General features: G+C 70.6%; 19 protein-coding genes. 9 read left to right on the top strand and 10 right to left on the bottom strand.

The features are described 5' to 3' along the window. Position 1 precedes the first annotated feature (1 nt). The gene (locus ABZX61_RS13630; RefSeq protein WP_355194337.1) at positions 2 to 1,456 is read right to left on the bottom strand and encodes a PH domain-containing protein; all 1,455 of its coding nucleotides are present in this window, start codon (positions 1,454 to 1,456) and stop codon (positions 2 to 4) included. Positions 1,457 to 1,737: 281 nt separating this feature from the next. Next, the gene (locus ABZX61_RS13625) at positions 1,738 to 2,259 is read right to left on the bottom strand and encodes a PH domain-containing protein (RefSeq protein ID WP_350722916.1); all 522 of its coding nucleotides are present in this window, start codon (positions 2,257 to 2,259) and stop codon (positions 1,738 to 1,740) included. A 734-nt stretch (positions 2,260 to 2,993) separates the two neighbouring features. On the opposite strand from ABZX61_RS13625, the gene ABZX61_RS13620 reads away from it, so the two are divergent. The 5 genes from ABZX61_RS13620 to ABZX61_RS13600 all read left to right on the top strand — a co-directional run bounded on the left by ABZX61_RS13620 (position 2,994) and on the right by ABZX61_RS13600 (position 10,138). Continuing rightward, on the top strand, positions 2,994 to 3,506 hold the full coding sequence (locus tag ABZX61_RS13620; protein ID WP_355194334.1) for a YbhB/YbcL family Raf kinase inhibitor-like protein: 513 nt from the start codon (positions 2,994 to 2,996) through the stop codon (positions 3,504 to 3,506). A 183-nt stretch (positions 3,507 to 3,689) separates the two neighbouring features. Next, positions 3,690 to 5,099: a hypothetical protein gene (locus ABZX61_RS13615; protein ID WP_355194332.1), complete on the top strand. Its 1,410-nt coding sequence runs from the start codon at positions 3,690 to 3,692 to the stop codon at positions 5,097 to 5,099. Positions 5,100 to 5,177: 78 nt separating this feature from the next. Next, complete coding sequence (locus tag ABZX61_RS13610) at positions 5,178 to 7,388, top strand: bifunctional SulP family inorganic anion transporter/carbonic anhydrase (protein ID WP_350722921.1); 2,211 nt, start codon at positions 5,178 to 5,180, stop codon at positions 7,386 to 7,388. 404 nt (positions 7,389 to 7,792) lie between these two features. Further along, the gene (locus ABZX61_RS13605; protein WP_355195171.1) at positions 7,793 to 9,139 is read left to right on the top strand and encodes an alpha/beta hydrolase; all 1,347 of its coding nucleotides are present in this window, start codon (positions 7,793 to 7,795) and stop codon (positions 9,137 to 9,139) included. A gap of 96 nt (positions 9,140 to 9,235) precedes the next feature. After that, a complete protein-coding gene (locus tag ABZX61_RS13600) occupies positions 9,236 to 10,138 on the top strand; it encodes a serine hydrolase (protein ID WP_355194330.1) in 903 nt (300 codons plus the stop codon). A 115-nt stretch (positions 10,139 to 10,253) separates the two neighbouring features. On the opposite strand, the gene ABZX61_RS13595 is transcribed toward ABZX61_RS13600, so the two are convergent. The 4 genes from ABZX61_RS13595 to ABZX61_RS13580 all read right to left on the bottom strand — a co-directional run bounded on the left by ABZX61_RS13595 (position 10,254) and on the right by ABZX61_RS13580 (position 16,054). Further along, positions 10,254 to 11,453, bottom strand: coding sequence for a cytochrome P450 (locus tag ABZX61_RS13595; protein ID WP_355194328.1), 1,200 nt, complete (start codon positions 11,451 to 11,453; stop codon positions 10,254 to 10,256). A gap of 693 nt (positions 11,454 to 12,146) precedes the next feature. Further along, the gene (locus ABZX61_RS13590) at positions 12,147 to 13,217 is read right to left on the bottom strand and encodes a M20 family metallopeptidase (protein WP_355194326.1); all 1,071 of its coding nucleotides are present in this window, start codon (positions 13,215 to 13,217) and stop codon (positions 12,147 to 12,149) included. Positions 13,218 to 13,936: 719 nt separating this feature from the next. Then, complete coding sequence (locus ABZX61_RS13585; protein WP_355194324.1) at positions 13,937 to 14,965, bottom strand: dipeptidase; 1,029 nt, start codon at positions 14,963 to 14,965, stop codon at positions 13,937 to 13,939. 510 nt (positions 14,966 to 15,475) lie between these two features. Beyond that, positions 15,476 to 16,054 (bottom strand): TetR family transcriptional regulator, encoded by a 579-nt coding sequence (locus ABZX61_RS13580; protein WP_355195169.1) that lies wholly within the window; start codon positions 16,052 to 16,054, stop codon positions 15,476 to 15,478. A 99-nt stretch (positions 16,055 to 16,153) separates the two neighbouring features. On the opposite strand from ABZX61_RS13580, the gene ABZX61_RS13575 reads away from it, so the two are divergent. Both ABZX61_RS13575 and ABZX61_RS13570 read left to right on the top strand, forming a co-directional pair. Beyond that, positions 16,154 to 17,092, top strand: a complete 939-nt coding sequence (locus ABZX61_RS13575) for an SDR family NAD(P)-dependent oxidoreductase (protein ID WP_355194322.1) — start codon at positions 16,154 to 16,156, stop codon at positions 17,090 to 17,092. A gap of 122 nt (positions 17,093 to 17,214) precedes the next feature. Further along, positions 17,215 to 17,676, top strand: a complete 462-nt coding sequence (locus tag ABZX61_RS13570; protein ID WP_355194320.1) for a DUF2871 domain-containing protein — start codon at positions 17,215 to 17,217, stop codon at positions 17,674 to 17,676. Positions 17,677 to 17,683: 7 nt separating this feature from the next. Here the strand turns inward: ABZX61_RS13570 and ABZX61_RS13565 are convergent, their stop codons facing one another. After that, complete coding sequence (locus tag ABZX61_RS13565) at positions 17,684 to 18,628, bottom strand: GntR family transcriptional regulator (RefSeq protein ID WP_355194318.1); 945 nt, start codon at positions 18,626 to 18,628, stop codon at positions 17,684 to 17,686. A 108-nt stretch (positions 18,629 to 18,736) separates the two neighbouring features. Between ABZX61_RS13565 and ABZX61_RS13560 the strand changes: the two genes are divergently transcribed. Continuing rightward, entirely contained in the window at positions 18,737 to 19,333 is a 597-nt protein-coding gene (locus tag ABZX61_RS13560) for a GNAT family N-acetyltransferase (RefSeq protein WP_355194316.1), read from the top strand. Between the two features lie 39 nt (positions 19,334 to 19,372). Then, complete coding sequence (locus ABZX61_RS13555) at positions 19,373 to 20,242, top strand: alpha/beta hydrolase (RefSeq protein WP_355194314.1); 870 nt, start codon at positions 19,373 to 19,375, stop codon at positions 20,240 to 20,242. Positions 20,243 to 20,260: 18 nt separating this feature from the next. Here ABZX61_RS13555 and ABZX61_RS13550 read toward each other — a convergent pair whose 3' ends face one another. From ABZX61_RS13550 to ABZX61_RS13540, 3 genes are all read right to left on the bottom strand, one after another. Next, positions 20,261 to 21,181 (bottom strand): RNA polymerase sigma-70 factor, encoded by a 921-nt coding sequence (locus tag ABZX61_RS13550; protein WP_355194312.1) that lies wholly within the window; start codon positions 21,179 to 21,181, stop codon positions 20,261 to 20,263. After that, positions 21,178 to 22,350 (bottom strand): FAD-dependent oxidoreductase, encoded by a 1,173-nt coding sequence (locus ABZX61_RS13545; protein ID WP_355194310.1) that lies wholly within the window; start codon positions 22,348 to 22,350, stop codon positions 21,178 to 21,180. Before ABZX61_RS13545 ends, ABZX61_RS13550 begins: the two co-directional genes overlap by 4 nt. A 157-nt stretch (positions 22,351 to 22,507) precedes the next feature. Further along, positions 22,508 to 23,389 carry a VOC family protein gene (locus tag ABZX61_RS13540; protein ID WP_355194309.1) on the bottom strand — a complete coding sequence of 294 codons (882 nt, stop codon included), beginning with the start codon at positions 23,387 to 23,389 and terminating at the stop codon, positions 22,508 to 22,510. Positions 23,390 to 23,473: the final 84 nt, after the last annotated feature.

Genomic DNA, 23,473 nt, shown 5'->3' with positions numbered 1-23,473 from the left:
GTCAGGCCGTGGGCGGTGTGCCGGGGGACTCGAGGAAGGGGGCGAGCCACTCCGGCGTCACCTCACCGGGGAACGCCGCCCCCTGGGCCACCGACACGTCGATCGCCGAGTAGCCCCCCTTGCCCGCCCCGACCCCGGCGATCAGCGTGAGCACTCCGGCCCGCCGCTGGAACCACGTCTGCCGCAGCCGCCACCCCACCACGGCCCGGCGTTCGATCACGGCGTGGGAGCGCCGCAGCGACCCCGACCGCACCGCCACGCGTACCCCGTCGTAGCCGTGCCCCAGTGACCGGTACCGGTCGAGCCCGAGCGGAATCCCGGCCCCGGCCAGCAGCAGCGCGAGCACCAGCAGGACCCACCAGAGGATCATGCCCGTCGCCCAGATCCCCACGGCGCTCGCCACCGCCAGCACGGCCCACGGGAAGACGGCGCGGAACAGACGGCGGTTGCGCGCCACGGGCGGGTGGCGGCGGAGTTCGGCCTGGTGGGGGCCGATGGCCTCCGCGGTCACCTGGTACGCCACGGCCCGGGGCACGTCGGGCAGGAGTTGCCCGCGCGTCTCGGAGTCGCCGAGCCCCGTGACGATGGCCCAGGCCCGTACGACCCCGGCCCAGCGTTCGGCGAGCCCGTCCACGATCTCGTAGCCGCGCACCCGGGCGGACTCCAGCGACACGCTGCGCCGGTTGATCAGCCCTCGTTCGGCGACCAGGTAGCCGTCGCGGTGCTTGAGCTTGAAGTCCCAGTTGAAGACCGCGTACATCAGCCCGCCCACGACCGGCATCGCCAGCACGAGCAGCACCGCCACGGCCACCAGCAGGTAGGGATGGTCCCAGACCCATTCCCCGGCGCTCCAGGCGGCGTCCTGGTCGAGGCCCAGGTCGTCGCCCCACTGGAACGCCAGGCCCACGGCGCCGCCCGCGAGGGCGAAGGGGGTGAGCAGGTACGCACCCGACAGCGGCCCGTACAGCAGCCACTTCCGCGGCACCCCGATGATCACTCGCTCGTGAGGGGCCGCCGCCTCGGAAACCTGCGCCTCGGGCCGGAGCGCGCGCCGCAGCAGCACCGACTTGAGGCGGTCGGCCTCCTCCGGCGTGACCCCGTCGAGCTCGGCCTCCTCGTCGCCGCCGCTGGCCCCAGTGTCGATCTTGAGCACGGTCAGGCCGAGCAGGCGGTGCAGGGGCGGCGTGGACACGTCGACGCCACGGATCCGCTCAAGCGGGATGGTACGGACGGAACGGCTGATCAGCGACCGCTTGGTCTCCAGCCGGTCGCCGACGATCTCGTAGCTGAAGGTGGCCCACCTGATGATCGCGAACACCACGGTCCCCGCCACGCCCAGAGCCGCCCATACGTACGAGTGGGCCGAGAACCCGCCCACGAACAGCACGCCGACGAGGGGCAGGAGGAGGGAGGGCAGCATGCGTACGGGGTCGATGAGCAGCACCTTGGGGCTCAACCGCAGCGGCACCCGGACCGGAGGACCCGGCGGCCCTCCCATCGGGCCGGGCGGACCGCTCCACGGCTCGGACGCCTGCCCGCTCCCGTCGCCGCCGCCCGGGTGCGCGACCCAGGACGGAGCGCCATCCCGGGGGTACGGCTGCGGAGGGGCGGCAAGAGGACGCGGCTCGCTCGGAGGCGGAGGACCAGGGTCGCTTCGAGGGGCGGGATCCGGCCGAGGACGCGGGTCGCTCCAAGAGGGCTGAGGGGGCGGGTCGCCTTGCGGGTGGTGGGGCTCGGTCATGTCGCGTCGTCCCTGAGCGCCTCGGCGCGGTGCGCGAGCTGCTCGGCGAGCCCGGCCGCCACCGCGTAGTCAAGACCCTTGATCGTCGAGGACCCGGCATGGGACGCGGTACGGATCTCGAGCGTGGCCAGCCCGAGCAGCCGCTCCATCCACCCTTGCCCCTTGTCGACCGTCTGGATGCGGCTCACAGGCACGAACACCCACTCCCTGGTCAAGAACCCCGACCTGGCGTAGACGACGTCCCCTGAGAGCTCCCAGCGGTGCACGGCGTACCGTACGAACGGCTCGGCCACCAGGAACGGCGCCGTCAGCAGCACGACCGCGGCCGGCAGCAGCCATGAGTTGTCCGCGAACCAGCCGGGCACCCACGACCAGCCGCTCCCGCCCACCCACCGCGCCACCAGAAGCGAGCCGCCGAGGAAGAACACGAAGGCGACCAGCGATTCGAGCAGCCACAGGCGGACGGCTTTCGGCGAGACGCGGTTCGCCGGATCGCGCAGTGGGCCAGTTGACGTCACAAGGCCAGCTTAGGGCGCGCGGAGGCAGGGCGATCAGCCCGCGGGCCGCTAAAGATCGACCGAGATCCTCGGCGTGTCGGCCGTCGCGCCCCTCCGCCCCGGTGCCATGCTCGGTGGCGGCCGGCCGCAGGCTGTCGAGCTTGGCCACGTCGGCGGCGCCACGTACGTGCCAACCAGGCTCGGCCAGCGCATGACCGCACCACCGCGCTAGCGCCTCACGCAACGTGGCAGCCGCCGTCACCCGCTCGAACCACCACCGGCCGTGACTCCCGGTCCCCGACCACCGCGCCACCGGCTGTCGCGCCGGCACCCCTCACCCCGCGAACCACCACCGCCCGATTCGGGACACCAGAGCCGCCCGAATCACCACGAGCTCCTACATCCAGGGGCCAATCCGGCGCACCTGGTTTTTGCGGCATCACCGTGACCGAAAACGCTGTCCGTTTTGTCGGATCCGGGCGCATGACCCCACCCCCGTCCCACCGCACCGAACCAGCAGGCCAGGCCGGGTCCGAGGCGCGACCCGATTCCGGTCCCCCAACAGACACGCAGGCCACTCCTGTGGCCAACGTCACTCCACGGATCCCGCGATTCTGACCCGTTTCGGATCCTTTACCGAGCACCGACCATCGAGAAACGGTCTGCGCACCGCCGAGAGCCGCGTAGCATCGTCCGGCATGGGGCTGTGTAACGCGGCAACACGCATGCGGCGCATCACCGTCAGTGTGACGGCGGTGACTGCGGCGTTCGCGTTGGCCGGTTGCGGCAGCTTCATCGGCAGATCTCAGGCCAAGGACATCGCGGAGATCAACGTCTCGAGCCCGGAGTTGGGGGAAGGCAAGCCGCTCCCCGCCGAATACTCCTGCCGGGGTGGCGAGGGCAGTCCTCCGCTGCGCTGGTCGAGCCAACCGTTGTCCGAGGCGAAGTCGATCGCGATCGTGGTCGACTCCCACACACCGTCCGATTCGGCCGTCAACTGGGTGCTCTACAACATCCCGGCGACCACGACCGAGCTGGGGCCCAACGCCGCGGCGGACCCGCCCGAGGGGTCCGGCCAGGCGAAGGTCACCGGCGGCAAGGAGGGCTATGAGCCACCTTGCACAAGCCCGGGCAGCTATCGCTTCACCGTCTACACGCTGAACGGACGGGTCGACCTCAAGCAGGGTGACGAGCTCCCCGACATCCTGAAGGAGATCGCGGACAAGACGATCGCCCGGGGTCGGCTCACAGCGGTCGACATCCAGTGAGAGAGCGATCACAGCAGGTAGTCCGGTGTACCTATTCTTCACGTAGGGTGTGACAACGCTCATAGTGGTCCGACACAATCAGATCCAATCGTTAGGCACTGGTGATCACTGGGGGCAGGTCGCGTCGATGGCCGCGCGATCTCACCAGCGCCGAAGGGAGGCCATGGCTTTGAGGGTGGTGCAATGATCGCGGTCGTAGTGAGCTTGGTCGCTGTCGTGCTCCTCGTGCTCGTCGTCGTGGCACTGGGCATGCGTTCCATGAGCCGAAGGGAGAGCTCTCTCCCTCCGGAGCGCCTGAAGGAGATGGCCGAGAAGGAGGAGAGGACCCAGACGCGGTCCACCGACGAGTTCGCCTCGCACGAGCCTCGCATGGCCAATTTCAGCCCCGATTTCAGCCCCATCGGCGAGCGCGAGCCCAAACCGGTGCGCACCGGTCAGCGTGGCAGGCGCGGCGTCGACGAGTGGGGCAACCCGAGCACGGATGACGACGACGAGGAGTTCTGGGCCAACATCCGCAGCGACGCGGAAGAGGGCGGCTTCGGCGCGGGTGGCACCGTGGCGGCCAGGAAGGCCTCCTCCCGTCCGGTCGAGCGTGAGAAGCCCGCCGAGCGCCCCGCGGCCCCCAAGCGCCAGGAGCGCACCGCGAAGCCGCGGCCCGCTGCCGCCGCCGTCGACCCCGACGCGACCACCGTCCAGGCCCCCCTCCCGCAGCGCCAGCCGGCCTCCGCCGCGGCCAACCTCGCCGACCTGGTGGAGCCCGCCAAGCGCCCCGCTCCGTCCCAGTCGGAGATGGCCGACCAGCGTACGGTGACGTTCGCGGCCCCCACGGCCGACGTGATGAGCATCCTGGGCGCGGGCGCCCAGCCGGTCCCCTCCCCCCGCCCCGACTCCCTGTCGTCCAACAACTCGCCCAGGAGCGGCACCGGCTCCTTCCCGGCGGCCCCCGCCGCCGGCGGCACCTTCCCGGCCAGCCCCGTGAGCCAGCCCGGCGGGAGCGGCGCCTACCCCGCCACCCCCTCCTCGAGCGGCTCCTTCCCCGCCCAGCCGGCCCCCATCCACGGCGCGCCCACGAGCGACCCGTTCCCCGCCTACAACAACGCGGCCGAGACCACCTGGACCAACCCGCCCGCGACGCCCTCCTCGTCCGGCTCCTGGCCCGCGCAGCCCGACATCCTCGACGACCCCGCCCCCGCCGCCGGTTACGGCTCGGGGACGTCCTGGCCGGCGTTCGAGCAGCCCGCCGCGCGCTCCTCCTACCCCGCCTCGTACGAGGTGCGCTCCGGTTGGGCCGTGGCCGACGACACCGACCCGCTCACCGGCCCCTCCCCCGCCACCGGCACCCCGACGGTGCCCGGCAGGGCGGTCTCGGCCTACGACGACGTGCTGTCCACGTCGACTCCGGTGCCTCCGACGCCGCAGGGCGCGCCGTTCGCGTACGAGACGGGCGACATCACCACCGCCCCGGCCGCCGCCTGGCCGGAGCCGCCGTCGAGCGCGACCTCGTGGCCGACGTACGGCTCCCAGAACGGCAACGACGGCGGCAACCACCGTCGCGGGTCGGACCAGGAACACCCGCACGACTACTACCGGTGAACGCACGCGCCCATTAATGGGTAAAACCAGCGTGAGACACCCCTAAAGCAGGGTCGACGGAGCAATAGGGTTTGCTCCATGATCCCCGACACGAAGAGTAGCTGGCTGAGCACCCTCCGGCATGACGTGCCAGCCTCGCTCGTGGTTTTCCTCGTCGCGGTGCCCCTGTCCCTGGGCATCGCGATGGCCTCCGGCGCGCCACTGGCCGCCGGTCTGATCGCCGCCGTGGTCGGCGGGATCGTGGCGGGCGTCCTGGGCGGCTCCGCCGTTCAGGTCAGCGGACCCGCCGCCGGGTTGTCGCTGGTGGTCGTGGATCTCGTGCAGACGTACGGATGGCGCGCCACCTGCATGATCACCCTGCTGGCGGGCGCCGTACAGCTCCTGCTGGGCGTGTTCAAGGCGGCCAGGGCGGCACTCGCGGTGTCGCCGGCGGTCATCCACGGCATGCTGGCGGCCGTCGGCGTGATCATCGCCCTCTCCCAGCTCCACGTGGTGCTGGGCGGCAGCTCGCAGCGTTCGGCCGTGGCCAACCTGATCGAGCTGCCCGGCCAGATCGCGAACCTGCACGGCCACAAGGTCGCCGTCGGACTGCTCACGATCACGGTGCTGGCGCTGTGGACGCGGCTGCCCAAGCGGGTCAAGGTCGTGCCCGCGCCACTGGTGGCGCTGGTCGTGGCGGCGGTGACGGCGTGGGTGTTCGAGTGGGACGTCACGCGCGTGGACCTGTCCCACAGCGTCACCGAGTGGGCCTTCCCGGTCCTGCCGCACGGCGACTGGCACCTGATCGTGGGGGCGGTGCTGCTGGTGGCGCTGCTGGCCGGGTGCGAGTCGCTGCTGTGCTGCGTGGCGGTGGACGGGATGCACGGCGGCCGCCGCGCCGACCTCGACCAGGAGCTGACCGGCCAGGGCGTCGCGAACATGGTCACCGGCGCCCTCGGCGGCCTGCCGGTGGCGGGGGTGATCGTGCGCAGCACCGCGAACGTGCAGGCCGGCGCGCACACCCGCTGGTCGGCGATCCTGCACGGGGTGTGGGTGCTGGTGTTCGCGATCGGGTTCGGCTGGACGATCAAGCTGATCCCGCTGGAGGCGCTGGCGGCGTTGCTGGTGTTCATCGGCGTGCAGATGGTGAACCTCGGTCACATCAGGAAGGTGCACGGCCACGGCGAGGTGCCCGTCTACGTGGTGACGATGCTCACCGTGATCGCGCTCGGGCTCGCCGAGGGCGTCGTGGTGGGGCTGATCCTGGCCGCGCTGCTCGCGCTGCGCCGCCTGACCTGGGTCACGGTCCTGAAGCGCGACGGCGGCGACGGGCGGCTGCACGTGACGGTGTCCGGTTCGCTGACGTTCCTGGGGGTGCCCAGGCTCACGCACGAACTGCGGACGATCGCCCCGGCCACCGCCGTGGACCTCGACCTGAACATCGACTTCATGGACAACGCCGCCTTCGAGGCCATCCACTCCTGGCGGCTGGACCACGAGCGCATGGGCGGCACGGTCGACATCGACGAGCTGCACGACGAGTGGTACACGCTGGCGGCCAGCGGCGCGCGCATGTTCCCGGTGAAGTCGCCGCCCAAGGTGCCGGACCGCTGGTGGCTGCCGTGGTCGCACCGCCGCCATCCCGTCCGTCCCTCGGCTCCCGACTCCACCGAGGCGGAGTGCCTGCTGACGGCGGGCGCGCGCGAGTTCCACCGGCGTACGGCGCCGCTGGTCCGGCCCATCTTCACCGAGCTGGCCCGCAAGCAGCAGCCCTCGCACCTGTTCATCACGTGCGCCGACTCCCGGATCGTGCCCAGCCTCATCACCGCGAGCGGGCCCGGAGACCTGTTCACGGTGCGCAACATCGGCAACCTGGTGCCGCGCCGGGGCTCCGAACCGCACGACGACTCGGTGGTGGCGGCGATCGAGTACGCCACGCAGGTCCTCGGCGTACACACGATCACGGTGTGCGGGCACTCCGGCTGCGGCGCCATGGCCGGGGTGCTGAGCGGCGGGGTGCAGGCGGGCAGCCTGCCGGGGCTGAGGAGGTGGCTGCGGCACGGAAACCACAGCCTGGCCACGTTCATCGAGACCGAGGGTGACCGGCTGCACAGCGGCGCTCTGGACGTGCTGTGCCGGGTCAACGTGCAGCAGCAGCTGGAGAACCTGCGCACCTACCGGAAGGTCGACGAGCAGGTGCGCGCCGGGAAGCTGGAGCTGGTGGGGCTGTTCTTCGACATCGGCTCGGCCAGGGTGCACATGGTGCCGCCGCTGCGCCCCGCACCGGCCGAGCGGATGATGAGCTTCTGAGTAATCCTGCGCAGACGCGGCGCCGGGAGGCGGATTAGCGTCGCGGGGGCCGGCGAGGTTCTCCATATGCCCATGGCGCTCCTCGCGACGCCGGTCCTGACTCCCAGGGGCCGGAGGGGCGGAGGTGTCGATGCCTCCGCCCCTCACTTTGCGTTACATAATAACTGAACGGGTAAATAGCCTCACGTAGAGTAATGAATCGCCCGAAACAGGGGGAATGGGCGGTGACGGCACTTCGGAGAACAGCGGTAGCCGCGGCGACGGGAATGCTCGCGGTCGCGTGCGCCGGCGCACAGAGCATGACGATGACGGCGACCGCGCCGGCATCCGGCCTTGAGCCGTTTTATCAGCAGAGATTGTCGTGGTCGGACTGCAGAGAAGGCTTTCAGTGCGCCACGTTGAAGGTGCCACGGGACTACGCCCGTCCCGAGGGTCGCCAGCTGAAGATCGCCGTCATCCGGCTGCCCGCGAAAGACAGATCCCGGCGCGTCGGCTCACTGGTGACCAACCCTGGAGGGCCCGGCGCATCCGGCGTCTCTTTCCTCCGTACCTCCAGCCAGGCGTTCGGCGAGGCACTGCGAGATCGCTTCGACCTCGTCGGGTTCGACCCCCGCGGCGTGGGGCGGAGCGATCCGGTGCGCTGCCTCGACTACCGGCAGGCCGAGCAGCGTCTCTTCTACGATCCGCCCACCACGCGCGCCCAGGTCAACGCCGAGGCCACGTTCTGGCGGGCGTTCGTGGCGGCCTGCGAGGCCAGGTCCGGGGCCAACCTGCCGTACGTCGGAACGGTCAACGCCGCCCGCGACATGGACGTGCTGCGGGCGGCGCTCGGCGACAGGCGGCTGACCTACCTCGGATTCTCGTACGGCACGTACCTGGGCGCCTTCTACGCCGACCAGTTCCCCCGGAACGTGCGGGCCCTGGTCCTGGACGGCGCGTCCGACCCGAAACTGACGGGCGAGGAGTTCCTCCTCGGTCACGCCGAGGGCTTCGAGACGGCACTGCGCGCCTTCGCCGCCTACTGCGTCAGCACCGCCGGCTGCCCGTTGGGCGCCGGGAGCGTGGACCGGGCCGTCGGCAAGATCTCCGACCTGCAGGAACGGGCCGCCCGCGAACCCCTGAAGAACCGGGCGGACGGCCGCGTCCCGGTGGACGACGACGGGGTGACGCAGGGGATCTACACGGCCCTCTACAACCGGAACTACTGGCCCACGCTGCGGCAGGCGCTGATACAGGCGATCGACGACGGCGACGGCACCGGCCTGTTCAAGCTCGGTTATGCGCAGGAGATGATCGCCCCGTTCGGGGCACTGCAGGCGGTCAACTGCGTCGACAAGCCGTTTCCCGCCGATCTCGCGGCCGTTCAGGACCTGGCCGACCGGGCCGGGAAGGTCGCGCCGCACTTCGGCTCGTTCGTCGTGTGGCCGTGGCTGGCATGCGCGTACTGGCCGGTCAGGCCCACCCGGCAGCCCAGGGCGGTGACCGCGACCGGAGCGCCGCCGATCCTCGTGATCGGCACCACCCGCGACCCCGCGACCCCGTACAGGTGGGCTCAGAGCCTGGCGGACCAGCTCACCTCCGGCGTCCTGCTCACCTACGACGGCGACGGACACACCGCCTACCTGACCAACACGGAGAAGTGCATCCGCGAGCCGGTCGAGCAGTACCTGATCAGCGCTCAGCCCCCGAAGCGCGGCACCACCTGCAAGCAGACGCCGCTGGACCCGGAAGGCAAGGGCTCACCGAGCTGAACCCGCCCCGGCTAACACCGGAGAAACAGCTGCGCCGCAATGCTGCCTACCATGGCTTCGCGCTCTTTGTCGCTTTTCTCCCCCGTGTAGGCCGCTGTGCCGTCCCAGCCCGGGACGCGACCGCTCCGGCGAACCCTGGCGGCGTCCGTCCTCTCGTCATCCCTGCTCATCTCATGCAGCCCCGCCCCCGCACCCGTACCCGCCCCGCTCGTCCCCCGCCCGGTCGCCGCGACCACGCCGTCAGCGCCTGCTCCGCGCGGTTCGTCGTACAGGAAGGCGCTGACCCGTTCCCTGCACCGCTACCTGGACGACCTCCCCGGCCAGCTCTCGGTGTCGGTACGCGAGCTCTCCACCGGCCTGTCCTACACCTACAACCACCGCCTCAGAACGGCCACCGCCAGCATCGTCAAGGTCGACCTCGTGGTCGCGCTGCTGCTCAAGGCCCAGCGCCGGCACCGTGGCCTCACCGGCCGGGAACGGCGGTCGGCGGCGCGGGCCGTCAAGGTCAGCGACAACGCCGCCGCGTCCACGCTGTGGTCCGCGATCGGCGGCGCGCCGGGCCTGGCCGCCGCCCACCGGAAGCTCGGCCTGCGCGACACCACCCCCGGCCCCGGAGGAGCGTGGGGAGCGACCACGACCAGCGCCGCCGACCAGCTCCGCCTCCTGACCGCGCTCACCTCCCCCAAGAGCCCCCTTTCCGCCAAGAACCGCCGGTACGTGCTCGGCCTGATGAGCGAGGTGACGCCGGAGCAGTCGTGGGGCGTCAGCGCGGCCGGACGCGGGGACGTCGCCCTCAAGAACGGCTGGTTGCCACGGCCGCGCGACGGGGGCCGGTGGACGGTCAACAGCATCGGCCGGGTACGCGACCGCCACGGGCACACGTACCTGATCGCCGTCATCTCCCACCGGCACCGCACGATGGGGGCCGGGGTGAAAGCGGTCGAGCACGTCGCCGAACTCGTCGCCAAGGCCCTCTCCAAGGCTGCGGATCGCAGGTGAGGCCGAGCGGGTCCGTCTCGGCCCCGCCCATTCCTCCGCTCCACCCCGCCCCGGCGGCGAAGGGCGGCGGGGCGCTGTGGCGCGGGATGGACGAGGGCGCGTTACGTCGCGGCGGTCATGCGTCCCAGGTGACCGGGAGGCTCTTGACGCCGTAGATGTCGGCGGTCTCCGGGCGCAGGGCGACCTCGTCGGCCGGTACGGCCAGGCGCAGCGTGGGGAAGCGGTTGAGCAGCGCGGGGAAGGCGACCCGCATCTCGACGCGGGCCAGCTGCTGACCCAGGCATTGGTGGATGCCGTGGCCGAAGGTCAGGTGGCCGCCGTCCTGCCTGCGGATGTCGAGCACGTGGGGGTCGGTGAAGCGCTCGGGGTCGCGGTTGGCGGTGTTGCCCGACAGGATGACCGTCGTACCGGCCTTGATGGTCTGGCCGCCCAGCTCGACGTCCTCCAGCGCTACCCTCTGGAACGCCCTGAGGACGCTCAGATACCGCAGCAGCTCCTCCACGGCCGGTTCGATGAGCGTGGGCTCGGCGCGCAGCGCCGCCAACTGCTCCGGGTTCTGCAGCAGCGCGAAGGTGCCCAGCGCCAGCATGTTGGCAGTGGTGTCGAACCCCGCCGACAACAGGATCAGGGCCATGCCCTGCAGCTCCTCGTCGGTCAGGTCGCTGTCGGTGAGGTCGCTGAGCACGTCGTCGGTGGGATTGGCGCGCTTGGCGACCACCAGCTCCGCGAGGTACTGCTGGACCGCGGTGTAGGCGGCGATCAGTTCCTCGTCGCTGACCTCCCCGCCGAGGAACTTGTCGATGTTGTCCTGGAAGCGGCCCCGGTCCTCGTACGGCACGCCCAGCAGCTCGCAGATGACGATGGCGGGGATGGGCTTGGCGAAGGCGGTCACCAGGTCGGCCGACGGGCCGGCCTTCTCCATGGCGTCCAGGTGCTCGGCGGTGACCTGCTCGACGCGCTCGGTGAGCAGCCGCATCCGCCGGACGGTGAACTTGCCGACCAGCGGTTTGCGGTAGCGGCTGTGCTGGGGCTCGTCCATAAGGAGGAACTCGCCGGGCGGCGCCGGAGGGACCTCGATGTCGCCGTAGTCGATGGTCGGGTGGTGGCGCATGAGCTCCTTGCGCGAGCTGAACCGCGGGTCGGCCAGGACCGACCGGGCCAGGTCGTATCCGGTGATCAGCCAGCCCTGGTGTCCGCTGGGGAAGGGGTAGGGGGTGATCGGGCTGTGCTCGCGGGTCTGGATCAGCTCCTTGGGCGGGTCGAAGGGGCAGCCGGGCTGACGCGCGGTCGGCATCTTGGTGAGGGGGATTTCCATGGTCATTCCTCTCATCGACCTAGGGGCAAGTCGGGACATCGCGATCAGGGCTGAACGGAAGCGATGACGCTGGGTCTGCCATCAGCAGCGGGTTTTCCTCGCCGGTGAGCCGGTCGTCGCGGGGGTCAGCAGCGCTGTCAACACGTTCGCTGCCGCGGTCTTCCCAGCGCCGTCGGATCCGAGCCGTGCCGGTCCGGGCATCCGGGTCGATGCCGTCGAGCACGGGGCCGTGATGGCTGAGCCGTTCATGGGATCCACCATCGCCGACCGCGCTGATATCGGACCGTTGCCGAGCTGACATGGCCTCTGACCCGTCACCGCATCAGACCTGATAGCCGCCGGGACCTCCACTGCGGCACATGCGCGCACAGGACAGCAGAGCCATCGTCACCTCGGCGACATCCCAAGCCTCGGCAGTGGCCTCGTGGGCATACATCGGCCGCTACAGCGTCTCTCGCCCCAACAGCCTCGGCGGCATCCGGGCCTCAGCTCGGCAGCATCCCGGCCTCAGCTGCCTTGGCGGCATCTCCGGCCGTGCCTCCAACCACGCCGACGCCAAAGCCAACCAGCCCATCAACCAACCGGCTCGGCACCACCGAGGAGATCGCCCACGCCGCCCTACGGCCACCGGGACGAAGAGTCCTCCGGCCACCGGGACGAACACCTCGGGTCACACGGCAAGGACACCCACGCTCACGCCCCGCCACGGACGGCTTCGATCAGGGCGCGGAGGAGGGCGGTGCGCCGGGGCATCTCGGCGACGATGACGTGCTCGTCGTCCGCGTGCGCCCCGCCGCCCACCGCGCCCAGCCCGTCGAGGGTCGGGCAGCCGACTCCCGCCGTGAAGTTGCCGTCCGAGGCGCCGCCCACCGAGGCCGAGATCAGCGGCCCCACTCCCAGGTCCGATGCCAGCTCCTGCGCCAACGCGTACAACGAGGCCGACATCGCGCTCTCGAGCGGCGGCCGGTTGGGGCCGCCCAGGATCTCCAGGCGGGTGCCGGGCAGGACCGGCCGGAGCGCGCGGAAGGCCGCGTCCACCCGATCCTGCTCCGACATCTCAGCCACTCGCACGTCCACCGAGACCGAGGCCGCGGCGGGGACGGTGTTGCGTGCCGTGCCGGCCGACAAGACCGTCGGCGTGACAGTGGTGGCCCCCGCGCCCATGGCGGCGATGGCCAGGACCTGGTGAGCCAGCTCGATCGCGGAGTTCAGCCCCTTCTCGGGCTCCAGCCCGGCGTGCGCGGCCCGGCCGCGGACGTTGACGGTGTAGAGGGCGGTGCCCTTGCGGGACGTCTTCAGCGCGCCGCCGTCGGCGCTCGCCTCCATGACGAACGCGGCGGCCAGCCCGCGGGCGGTCTCCTTGATCAGCTCGGCCGACGTACGGGAACCGCACTCCTCATCACCGTTGATCAGCAGAGTGATGCCGTCGAGCGAGTCGAGCCCGGCCAGCGCGTGGAACGTCTGCACCAGCCCCGCCTTCATGTCGAACACCCCGGGCCCCCGGGCCACGCCGTCCACCACGGACCAGGGGTGGGTGGCGAGGGTGCCGATCGGCCAGACGGTGTCGTGGTGACACAGCAGGAACACCTTGGGGGTGCCGAACGTCCAGCGCAGGTGCGTGACGCCGTCGATCACGAGGAACTCGGGCTGCGTGCCCAGGTAGCGGGCTCCCATCGCCGCCACGACCTTCGCGCTGCGGGCAACGGCTTCCAGGTCGTGGGTGAAGGACTCGCACAACACCAGCTCTTCGAGATCCTCGATCATGCCGTCCCTCCGTAGAGCTCGTGCTTCATTCCGTTTCCTCTCCGCAGCCGTCAGCTCGCACCGGCCCGATCGCCGTCCGAGAAGGGGTGATGAAGGGGGTCATGCGCCTGCCGCGCACTTAGATCCGCTGAAAGAGGTGCATGCTGCCGCCGACCGAACCGGCTCCCGCCCAGGAACCAGCGCACGCTGCCGCCAACGCCGTCAATTGCTCACTCAGGAGACGGCGAACGCCGCCGCCCACTCCACCGACCACTCGCCCAGGCAGCACGCCCGCTGCCACCGACCCAACCAGTTCCCCACCCAGGAACCAGCACACCTTGCCGCCAACGCCATCAACCGCTCACCCAGGAGACGGCGCCGGCCGCCGCCACCCACTCCACCTGCTACGTACCCGGAAAACGGTGCACGCTGCCGCCAACCGGCCCAGCTATTTGCCGGAAAAGCGTGCGCGCGGTCGTTAACCGACCGAGTTACCTGGCCGGAGAGCGATGCTCGCCGGCGTTGGCCGACCCGGCTATTTCCCGAAGGGGGTGCACGGCGGCGTTGACCAGCTCAGCTGTTGCCCGAAGGCGATGCACCCTGCCGCCGACCGAACCACGGCTGCCGCCGACCGAACCACGGCTGCCGCCGACCGAACCACGGCTGCCGCCGACCGAACCACGGCTGCCGCTGACCGAACCTCGGCTGCCGCTGACCGAACCTCGACCGCATGGCGCCGATCACGCCAGTTGCTCGCTCAGGAAGCGGTGCACGTTGCCACCGATGATCTTCGTGACGTCCTTCTCCGGGAGGCCGCGGGTGAGCAGGCCCTCGGTGACCATGGGCAGGCCGGAGGGACCCGCCAGCCCCGGGACGGCCGACTTCGGGTTGACGCCTCTCGTGTTGAGGCCCTCGCAGCACGGCGGCGTCAGGTCGTCCATGACCTCGCGGATGAAGTCGGGGCCGAGCCCGACGTGGTCGATCCCGGCGACGGACACGATGTGCTCGATGTGGTCGAGCAGGCGGTCGAGGGTCATGTCCTCCTCGCGCTCGGCGAGGAAGGGGGCGAAGAAGTTGACGCAGATCACGCCGCCCGTGGCGGCCACCGCGCGGAGCTGGTCGTCGGTGAGGTTGCGGTGGTGGTCGCGCAGCGCCCTGGCGGCGGAGTGGGTGGCGATGACCGGTCTGGTGGCCAGCTCCAGGACGTGCGCCACGCCGGAGGCGCCCAGGTGGGAGACGTCGAAGACGATGCCGAGCCGCTCCATCTCCTCCAGCGCCGCGATGCCGTGGGAGGTCAGGCCGCTGCCTGTGGCGTCCTCACCGCTGCCGTCGGCCAACGCCGTGCGCCCGAAATGCGCGATGGACGCCACCCGTACGCCAAGGCGGTGAACGGTCGAGATCAGCTCGACGTCGGCGTCGATGCCCGGCATGCTCTCCAGCGCGATCACCAGCGCGATCTTGCCCTCTTCGAGCGTGCGGTCGATGTCGGCCGCGTTCAGACAGATCCGGACATGGTCGGGATTTCCCTCGGCCAGCACGTGCGCACACTCGATCATGCGCAACGTCTGCCTCAGCGCGCCCTCCGGCCGATATTGGTCGTCGATGAAGACCGGCAGGACCTGCAGATCGACCCCGCCCTCGACGAGCTGGGGCAGCCATCTCTCCCGGAAGAACGAGGCCCACTGCTGAGGCGGCCGCGCGGAGACGGCCATGAGCAGATCGTTGTGTGTGTCGGCCACGACTGCGCGTCGGTGGAGGGAAAGCGTCATGCGATGGACGTTATCGCGAGGGCTGGACCTGCTCCAATGCGCCCTGAGTCCGATTTTTTGGATCACTTGTACGACTGTGGGTTGAGTTTCAAGTGTGCCCAGTGGGGAACCGCGTGCACCCGGTCAGGCACCCACAGCGCGCGGCGACGGGTAACGGCCGAGTCCGTGGTGGTGACCGAAGGCACCCGGCCAGCCTGAGCGGTGACGACGCCTCGGGCTGAGCCGAGTCGCCTGGGTCACGACGGGATGGGTGCGCCGTGCTGGAGGGGCCCGCGAGGCGGGCGCGCCATGCTTGAGGGGCAACGGGGGTGGGCGGCGACGGGGTGGGGGCACCGTGCTGCAGCTGTGACACCGGAAGTGGCCTCGCCGCTGGAAGTGGCCTCACCGTCCAGAGCGGCCTCGGCGTCGGGAGTGGCGTCGCCGTCCAGAGCGGCGTCGCCGTCGGGAGTGGCGTCGCCGTCGGGAGTGGCGTCGCCGTCGGGAGTTCACCCCCAGGATCGGGTGAGCCGGTCAGGCGTCCTCGTGCGACTCCGGCCAGCCGGATTCGAGCAGGTCGAAGATGGCGTTCATCGCGGCCAGGGGGTCGGCCTCCACGCCCGCGAGCTCAGGAATCTCCAGGACATAGCGGGCGAGCGCGCGGACGGTCATGTCGGACGGGTCGCGGCCGCTCTCGGCGGCGATCGCCTCGGCCAGGGGCCCCTCACCGGCTATCCAGAGCTTGCGCGAGTACTCCCGCAGGGCGGGCGTGCCGACGATCAGGTCACGCTTGGCCCGCAGTTCGGGCGGGAGATCGTCGCTGAAGGGCCCTCGGCCCGCCAGGCACCGACGCAGGGCTTCCAGTACGGACTGACCGGCGGGCCGGTCACGGACCGCGGCGGCCAGCCAGACGTGCCGTTCCGCGCCGTCGTCGAAGATCAGCGCTTCCTTGCCGTCCGGCACATGCGCGAACAGCGTGGCGATGGAGACGTCCGCCTCGTCGGCGATCTGGGCGACGGTGACGCCGTCGTACCCGTGCTCGGCGAACAGCCGCAACGCGGCGTCCGACAACGCCCGGCGGGTCTGTGCCTTCTTGCGCTCCCGGCGCCCCATCTCCACGTCCCCATCGTAGCGAAATCTGGAACGCCTACGAAATCATAATGACTATAATTTCAGAGTTAGTTCAGAAATCATCGAGCCAAGGAGCCGACCATGTCCCCCTGGGACGTACGACGCCTGCCGCCCGCCAAGGGCAAGCACTTCCTCGTCACCGGCGGCAACGCCGGCATCGGATACTTCGTCGCCGAACAACTCGCCGACACCGGCGCCACCGTCACCCTCGGCAGCCGCGACACCGCCAAGGCCGAAGCCGCGCGGGCCTCGATCCGCGCCCGCGTCCCCGGCGCCGACGTACGGCACATCCGCCTGGACCTCGCCGACCTCTCCTCGCTCAAAACCTCCGTGGACGCCCTGAGCCCGGAGAGGCTGGACGCGGTCGTCTGCAACGCCGGAGTGCTACTCGACCAGCCGCAACGGCGGGTCACCGGGGACGGAAACGAGCTGATGTTCGCCACCAACCACCTGGGGCACTTCGCGCTGATCCACTGGCTCGCGCCCCTGCTCACGACCACGCCCGCGAGCCGCGTCGTCACCACCGGCAGCTTCACCGCCAAGTCCGAGAGCCTGGACCTCGACGATCTCCAGAGCACGCGCGACTACCGGCCCAAACGCACCTACGCGCGATCCAAGCTCGCGCAGATGCTCTTCGGCTTCGAACTCGACCGCCGCCTGCGCGCCGCCGGCAGCACGATGCTGAGCGTGGTCACCCACCCCGGCGGCGCACTCGACTCCCTCACACCGGCCCGCCCGCCGGTCCACCTGCCCACCACCGGCGAACGGCTGCGCGGCCTGCCCGCCGGCCTCCTCCTCCAGGGCAAGGAAGCCGCCGCCTGGCCCGCCGTCCGGGCCGTCCTCGACCCGTCCGTACGCGGCGGCCAGCTATGGGGACCCCGGATCTTCGGGATCCGCGGCCTGCCCACCCTCGAACCCGTACGCGGCCACCTGGCCGACACCGAACTCGCGGCCCGCGTGTGGACCGCCAGCTCCGCCCTGACCGGCCTCGACCCGAGCCCTCCGGCGGCATTGCGATAGCGGACCACAGTCCGATAATGTCCTCCCGGCACCGACCGGCACCAGAAGAACGCCCCTCCAGCGAACCTCACCCGGCGAGGGCCGCACCGTTTCCCCCCGCGCGAGAGTGAAGGTCAGCTCCCATGAGGAAAATCCTCAACGTCGCTCACGTCTACATGATCCTCGGGCTGGTCAGCGGCCTGTACTACCGCGAGCTGACCAAGCTGACGGGCTTCACCGGCGACACGCAGCTGGGCGTCGTCCACACGCACCTGCTCGCGCTCGGGATGCTGTTCTTTCTCGTGGTCCTCGCTCTGGAGAAGCTGTTCGCGCTGACCTCCGTCCGGCTCTTCGGCTGGTTCTTCTGGATCTACAACGCCGGCCTGGCGGTGACCGTCGCCACGATGACCCTCCATGGCACCCTGACCGTCCTGGGCCGCCCCAGCGGTGAAGCCATCGCGTTGCTCTCCGGGCTGGGTCACGTCCTGCTGACCGTGGGCCTGATCCTGCTGTTCGTCACCCTGGGCAAGCGCATCCCCGCCATGCCCGCTCCCGCGACTGACCCCGTCCCGGCCGACGCGGCACCGCGGAACGCCGAAGCCTGACGAGGGCTCATGGTCGCGCCCGGGCCTGACCCTCGACCAGGGCGGCGAAGCCGTCGAGATGGCGTGCGAGGCTGTACTCGAACAGCCCGTCCAGGTCCGACACCGTCTCCTCCGGGATCCTGGCCAACAGCGGGAATCGTCCGCTGTCGAGGAGTTCGTCGGCGCGGTTCCGTTGCGCGAGCCACCACCGGTCGAGGGTCACGCCGGTCTCCTGCTCGGCCTCGACCTCGTCCGCCATCGACAGGGCGACGGTGATGACCAGTCCGTGCAGCGCGAGCGCCTCCCGGATGCATGTCTCCATGGGCAGGCCGAGCCCGTCGAGCGCGCGCAGGGTCCATTCGGTGTGGGCCATCATGTTGGGTACGAGCAGCGGGCGCGTGAACGAGACGGCCCTGGGCAGCCAGAGGTGCCGCCGTACCAGCTGCCATTGCGCGCGGGAGATCAGTTCGAGCTTGGCCCGCCACCCGTCCGGCCCGGGCACGGGGAGCTCCGGTTCGCCGAAGACCTCGTCGACCATCTGCGTCACCAGCTCGTCCTTGTTCTCCACGTGCCGGTAGAGCGACATCGGACCGGCGCCGAGGTCGGCCGCGAGCCGCCGCATGGACACGGCGTCGAGCCCCTCGGCGTCGGCGATCTTGATGGCGGTGCGGAGCATCTGCTCGCGATTGAGCGCCTGCTTGGGGACACCGGCCTGCCGCGGCCTCGGCGGCACGGCCGGCTGCTTGAGGGTCGTACGTGAGCTGACCACCGCGCCGGAGCCGACCTTCGTCTCGACCAGCCCCTCGTCGCGCAGCGCCGCCATCACCTTGGTCGCGGTGGCGAGCGCGACGCCCCATCGCTGGGCGATCTGCCGGATGGACGGCATCCGGTCGCCGGGCCGCAGGGCGCCACTCAGGATCCGGGCACGGATCTCCGTGACGATCCGCTGGTAGGGCGGATCCGTTCGCTGCATGGGGACCTCCGATCCATCGATAAGTGCACTAGTTCACTCTATACAGTACTAGTTCACTTCTTTCCCCTAAAACCGCCAGAAGGGCGGCTATCTCAATACTCTGTACGCATGACAGTTGATACGCCGTACGCATCCGTGCGGAAGGCGGATGGAGCAGACGAGCAGGCGGTGCTGGACGTCCTCACCGAGGCGTTCATGAACGACCCCCTCGCCTGCTGGCTCTTCCCCGAGGCGAGCGAACGAGGTCGGCTCCAGTCGTCCTTCTACCGCTCCCTGCTGGCCCATCCCACCGCCGAGGCGTACCTGATCGGCGGTCGCGAAGGCGCCTCGTTGTGGCTGGCGCCGGCCACGGACCGGACGTCCCACGAGGAGCCTCCGGGGGCGGACCAGGTCTTCGGCGAGAACGGAGCACGGCTGCAGGCCGTGGGCGAGGCGCTGGCCCAACGGCACCCCGACCACGAACCGCACCTCTACCTCGCGTGCATGGGAGTGGTCGGCGGGCGGCAGGGCGCCGGACTCGGTACGGCGATGCTGCGGCACCGGCTGGAGCGGGCGGACGCCGACGGGCTCGCCGCGTACCTGGAGGCGAGTTCGCCCCGCAGCCGCGACCTCTATCTGCGGCACGGCTTCGAGGATCTCGGCGAACCGGTACGCGTGGCCGACAGCCCGCTCCTGTGGCCTATGTGGCGCCGGCCGCGGCCTTGACCACCCACACAAACCCAACGAACAAGGAAGAGAGCGACCATGACCAACCATGAAGCAGGACGCGCGCCGACCCTGGTGTTCGTCCACGGGACCAACTCCTCCTCGGCCCTGGGCACGGGGCTGATCCGCGAACTCACCCTGCGCGGGCACCGAGCCCTGATGGTCGACCTTCCGGGACACGGCGACGAGGCGTTCTACCCCCGCGCATACCAGGCCCCGCAGGACCTCCAGGCGCTGGCGACCGAGCCGTCGCCGCTCGCCAAGATCACCATTGACGACTACGTCGAACGCGTCGTGGACGTGGTCCGCCGCGCCCGCCGCCTCGGGCCCGTGATCCTGGCCGGCGCCAGCCAGGGCGGCGTCACCGTGAGCAGGGTCGGCAACGCCATCCCCGAGCTGCTCGACCGGGTCGTCTATGTCGCCGCGTACTGCTGCGTGGACCTGCCGAACCTGGCCGCCTACCTCTCCACCCCCGAGAACAGCGACAGCCTGCTCCCCCAAGTGACCCAGGCGCTGGTCGCCGACCCCGCGGTCCTCGGGGTGACCCGGCTCAACTGGCGCTCGGCCGACCCGGCGGTGTTCCGCGGCGTCAGGGAGGCCCTGGCCGGCGACTTCACCGACGAGGGGGTGAGCCGGCTGCTCAACCTGCTCGAACCGGACGAGACCGCCGGCATTCCCCTGGCCGACGCCCGGGGCGAGGCGCACACGTGGGGCCGCATTCCCCGGACCTACGTACGTTTCACCCTCGACCGGCTGATCCCGCCGGCGCTGCAGGACCGGTTCATCCAGGAGGCCGACCGCCTCACGCCGGACAACCCGACCGACGTGCGAAGCGTCGCGGCGCCCCACGTCGGCCCCTTCGACCGGCCCGAAGTGGTGGAGATCTTCAGCGAGCTCCTCAGCCGTTAGTCCCGCGCGCGCGAGGTCTCAGGGGGTACGGACGTCGCGCGTGGTGCCGTCCGCGATGGCCTGGAGTTTGTCCGGGTTGGCGATGTTGTGGATGGTGAAGATGCGGCCCTCGGCGTCGAAATCGAACGTGACGGTGGCGATCACCCGGCCCAGGCCGCTGAACACCACGCCCGGGCCGCCGTTGATCTCGACCAGTGCGGCGTTCATGTCGGCGGGCTCGACGCCCTGGTAGGTGACCTCACCGATGGCGGCGAACCAGGCGGCCACCGTCTCCGCGCCCACCACCGGCCGCAGCGCCTGGCGAACCTTGCCGCCGCCGTCGGTCCACAGGGTGACGTCCGGGGACAGCAGTTCCATGAGGGTGTTGATGTCGCCGCCGGTCGCGGCGGCGAGGAAGCGTTCGGTGACGTCGCGTTGCCGCGACCGGTCCGCGGTGAACCGGGGCCGCCGGGCCCGTACGTGCTCGCGAGCACGGTGCGCGGCCTGGCGCACCGCGGACTCGGAGCGCTCCACCGCCTCCGCGATCTCGGCGTGGCTGAAGCCGAAGACCTCCTTCAGCACGAAGACCGCGCGTTCGAGCGGGCTCAGGGTCTCCAGCACCACCAGCATCGCCGTCGACACCGACTCGGCGTTCGTGACGTCGTCGGCGGTGTCGCCGCTGGTCAGGATCGGCTCCGGAAGCCACGGCCCGACGTAGGTCTCGCGCTGGTGCTGCGTGGAGCGCAGCCGTTGCAGCGCCAGGTTCGACACGATCCGCGCCAGATAGGCCTTGGGGTCGGCCACCTGCGAACGGTCGGCGGCCGACCATTTGATCCAGGCGTCCTGGACCGCGTCCTCGGCGTCCGCCACGGTGCCGAGGATGCGGTAGGCCACGGAGAACAGCAGGCTGCGATGCTGGTTGAAGACCTGCTGGTCGCGATCGGAGTACGGCTGAGTCACCGCACGCCCCTGGTGAAGCGGCCGCCGCGGGGCCAGAACGCGCCCGAGGCGGGCAGCTTCTTCATGCGGCCATAGGTCGGCCAGGGCGAGGCGGTCACCGTCTCCTTATACCGTGCCGCCGTCCGGCCGGTGAGATAGACCCGTCGGGGGCTGTCGTCGGGGTGGGTGAACTGGACGACCGCGTCGTGTCGACCCAGGCTCACCGGCGTGTGGTAGTAGCCGAAGCGGAACGGCTTGGGCCGCCTACCGTCCAGCGTGCGGACGATCGACACCGCGGCGTGCACACCGGTCGGCATGCCGCCCTGGCAGGTGCCGTGCATGACGCCGTACCCCTGCCGGATCGCGGCCGCGTCGCCCACGGCGTACACGTCCGGGTGCGACACCGACCGCAGCGCGGCATCGGTGACGACCCGGCCACGCTCGTCGACGGTCAGCCCGGCCGCGGCGGCCAGCGGCGACACCCGCGTACCGCTCGTCCACAGCACGGCGTCGGCGACGACGAGCTCCCCGCCCGCCAGCTCCACCGCGTCCGGCAGCACCTTCACCACCTCGGCCCCGCTGAGTACCCGGACGCCCAGGCGCGCGAGCGCGGCCTGCAGATACGCCCTCGGCTTGGGACTCATGGCCGCGCCGGGCTCCTGCCGGCCCAGCAGCACGACGTCCAGCTCCGGGTACTGCTCGGCGATCTCCGCGGCCGACTCGACGCCGGTCAGCCCGCTGCCGCCGACCACGACCGTGCCACGGCCCAGCCGAGCCAGCCGATCGGCCAGCAGCTCGGCGTCCTGCGCGCTGTTGAGCGTGTACGCGTGATCCTCCACGCCCGGCACCGCCGACGTGTCGGCCACGCTGCCCAGCCCGTACACCAGCGTGTCGTAGTGCAGCACCCGGTCGTCGTCGATCCGTACGAGCTTCGCGTCCGCGTCCACCGCCGTCACCCAGCCCCGCACGAACCGCGCGCCCGTGCCCTCCAGCAGCTCCGGGATGCTCAGCTCGGCGACCCGCTGCCCGGTTGCCGACATGTGCAGCCGCAGCCGCTCGATGAAGCGCTCCTGCGCGTTCACCAGGGTCACCTGCACGTCCTCGCGCCGCGTACCCCGAGCCGCTAGCTGGATCGCCGCGGCCATGCCCGCGTACCCCGCCCCCAGAATCAGAACCCGATGTTCGGTCATCTTTGCGCCCTTCTCCTCGCACTGACGACCACGTGATGCAAGCTGCTCGCCGATACGTGACACGGACCAGGTGTGACGTGCGCCACACCCCGCCTCACGAACGGACTACGGAGACTTTCGCCTGGTCAGTGGCCACGAGAGGGCGCGAACGACGGCGCTATCGCGGGCTCAGAACACAGAACTCATGGCCATCGGGATCGGCCATGACCACCCAGTCGACCTCGCCCTGACCGATGTCGACGCGCGTCGCCCCGAGGGCGACGAGCCGCTCGACCTCCGCTTGCTGATCACCGTCGGCGGGCGGAGCGAGGTCGAAATGCAGCCGGTGCTTCCCGGTCTTCGGGTCCAGCGGCGGACCGCCCCAGGTGATCTTCGGGCCGCCCTGCGGCGAGCGGATCGCGGTCTCCTGGTCCTGATCCCAGACCAGCGGCCAGCCCAGCGCCTCGCTCCAGAAGTAGCCGACCTCCTGCGAACCGTCGCACGCGAGCGCCCCGACGAATCCGCATTCGGCGAGGAAGTTGTTGCCCGGCTCGATCACGCAGAACTCGTTGCCTTCGGGGTCCGCGAGCACGACATGCTCATCCTCCGGACCTTGACCGACGTCGATGTGCCGGGCGCCGAGCCCGAGCGACCTCGCCACCGTCTCCTGCTGGCCCTCGAGGGACTTGCTCGTCAGGTCGAAGTGCATCTGGTTCTGGCTGATCTTCTGCGCCTGGGACGGCAGGAACCGGATCCGGAACCCGGTGTCATCGCTCGGCAGGAGCGCGACGCCGTCCCGGGGGTCGTCGGCCAGCTCCCAGTCCAGGACGCCGGCCCAGAAGCGCGCGAGACGGAGCGGGTCGTGCGCGTCGAAGCAGAGCGCGTGGAGGCGACAAGCCATTCCGCTCCGCACCTCCGATCTGCTGATTCGAAGCCGCAGAAAAGGCACGTCCGCCGCGCCCATGGAGAAGATAACGTCGGGCACACGGGCCCCGCCACGCATTTTCTCCCGCGCCCGGCCCACGAACGGGCACAGCGCGCTTACCTGGGTGAAGCGCACTCGATCCCCAGGACGTGCGGGTAGGCGTTTTTGCGGCCCAGCGGCCCACATCGGCGTTTCGGGAGGTGGACCTTCGCTGCGCCT

It is taken from the genome of Nonomuraea sp. NPDC003709 (assembly GCF_040610775.1).
Classification (GTDB): Bacteria; Actinomycetota; Actinomycetes; order Streptosporangiales; family Streptosporangiaceae; genus Nonomuraea; species Nonomuraea angiospora_A.
Note: the sequence above shows the minus strand (reverse complement) of the source record. Positions and strands in the feature narration are given on the sequence as shown.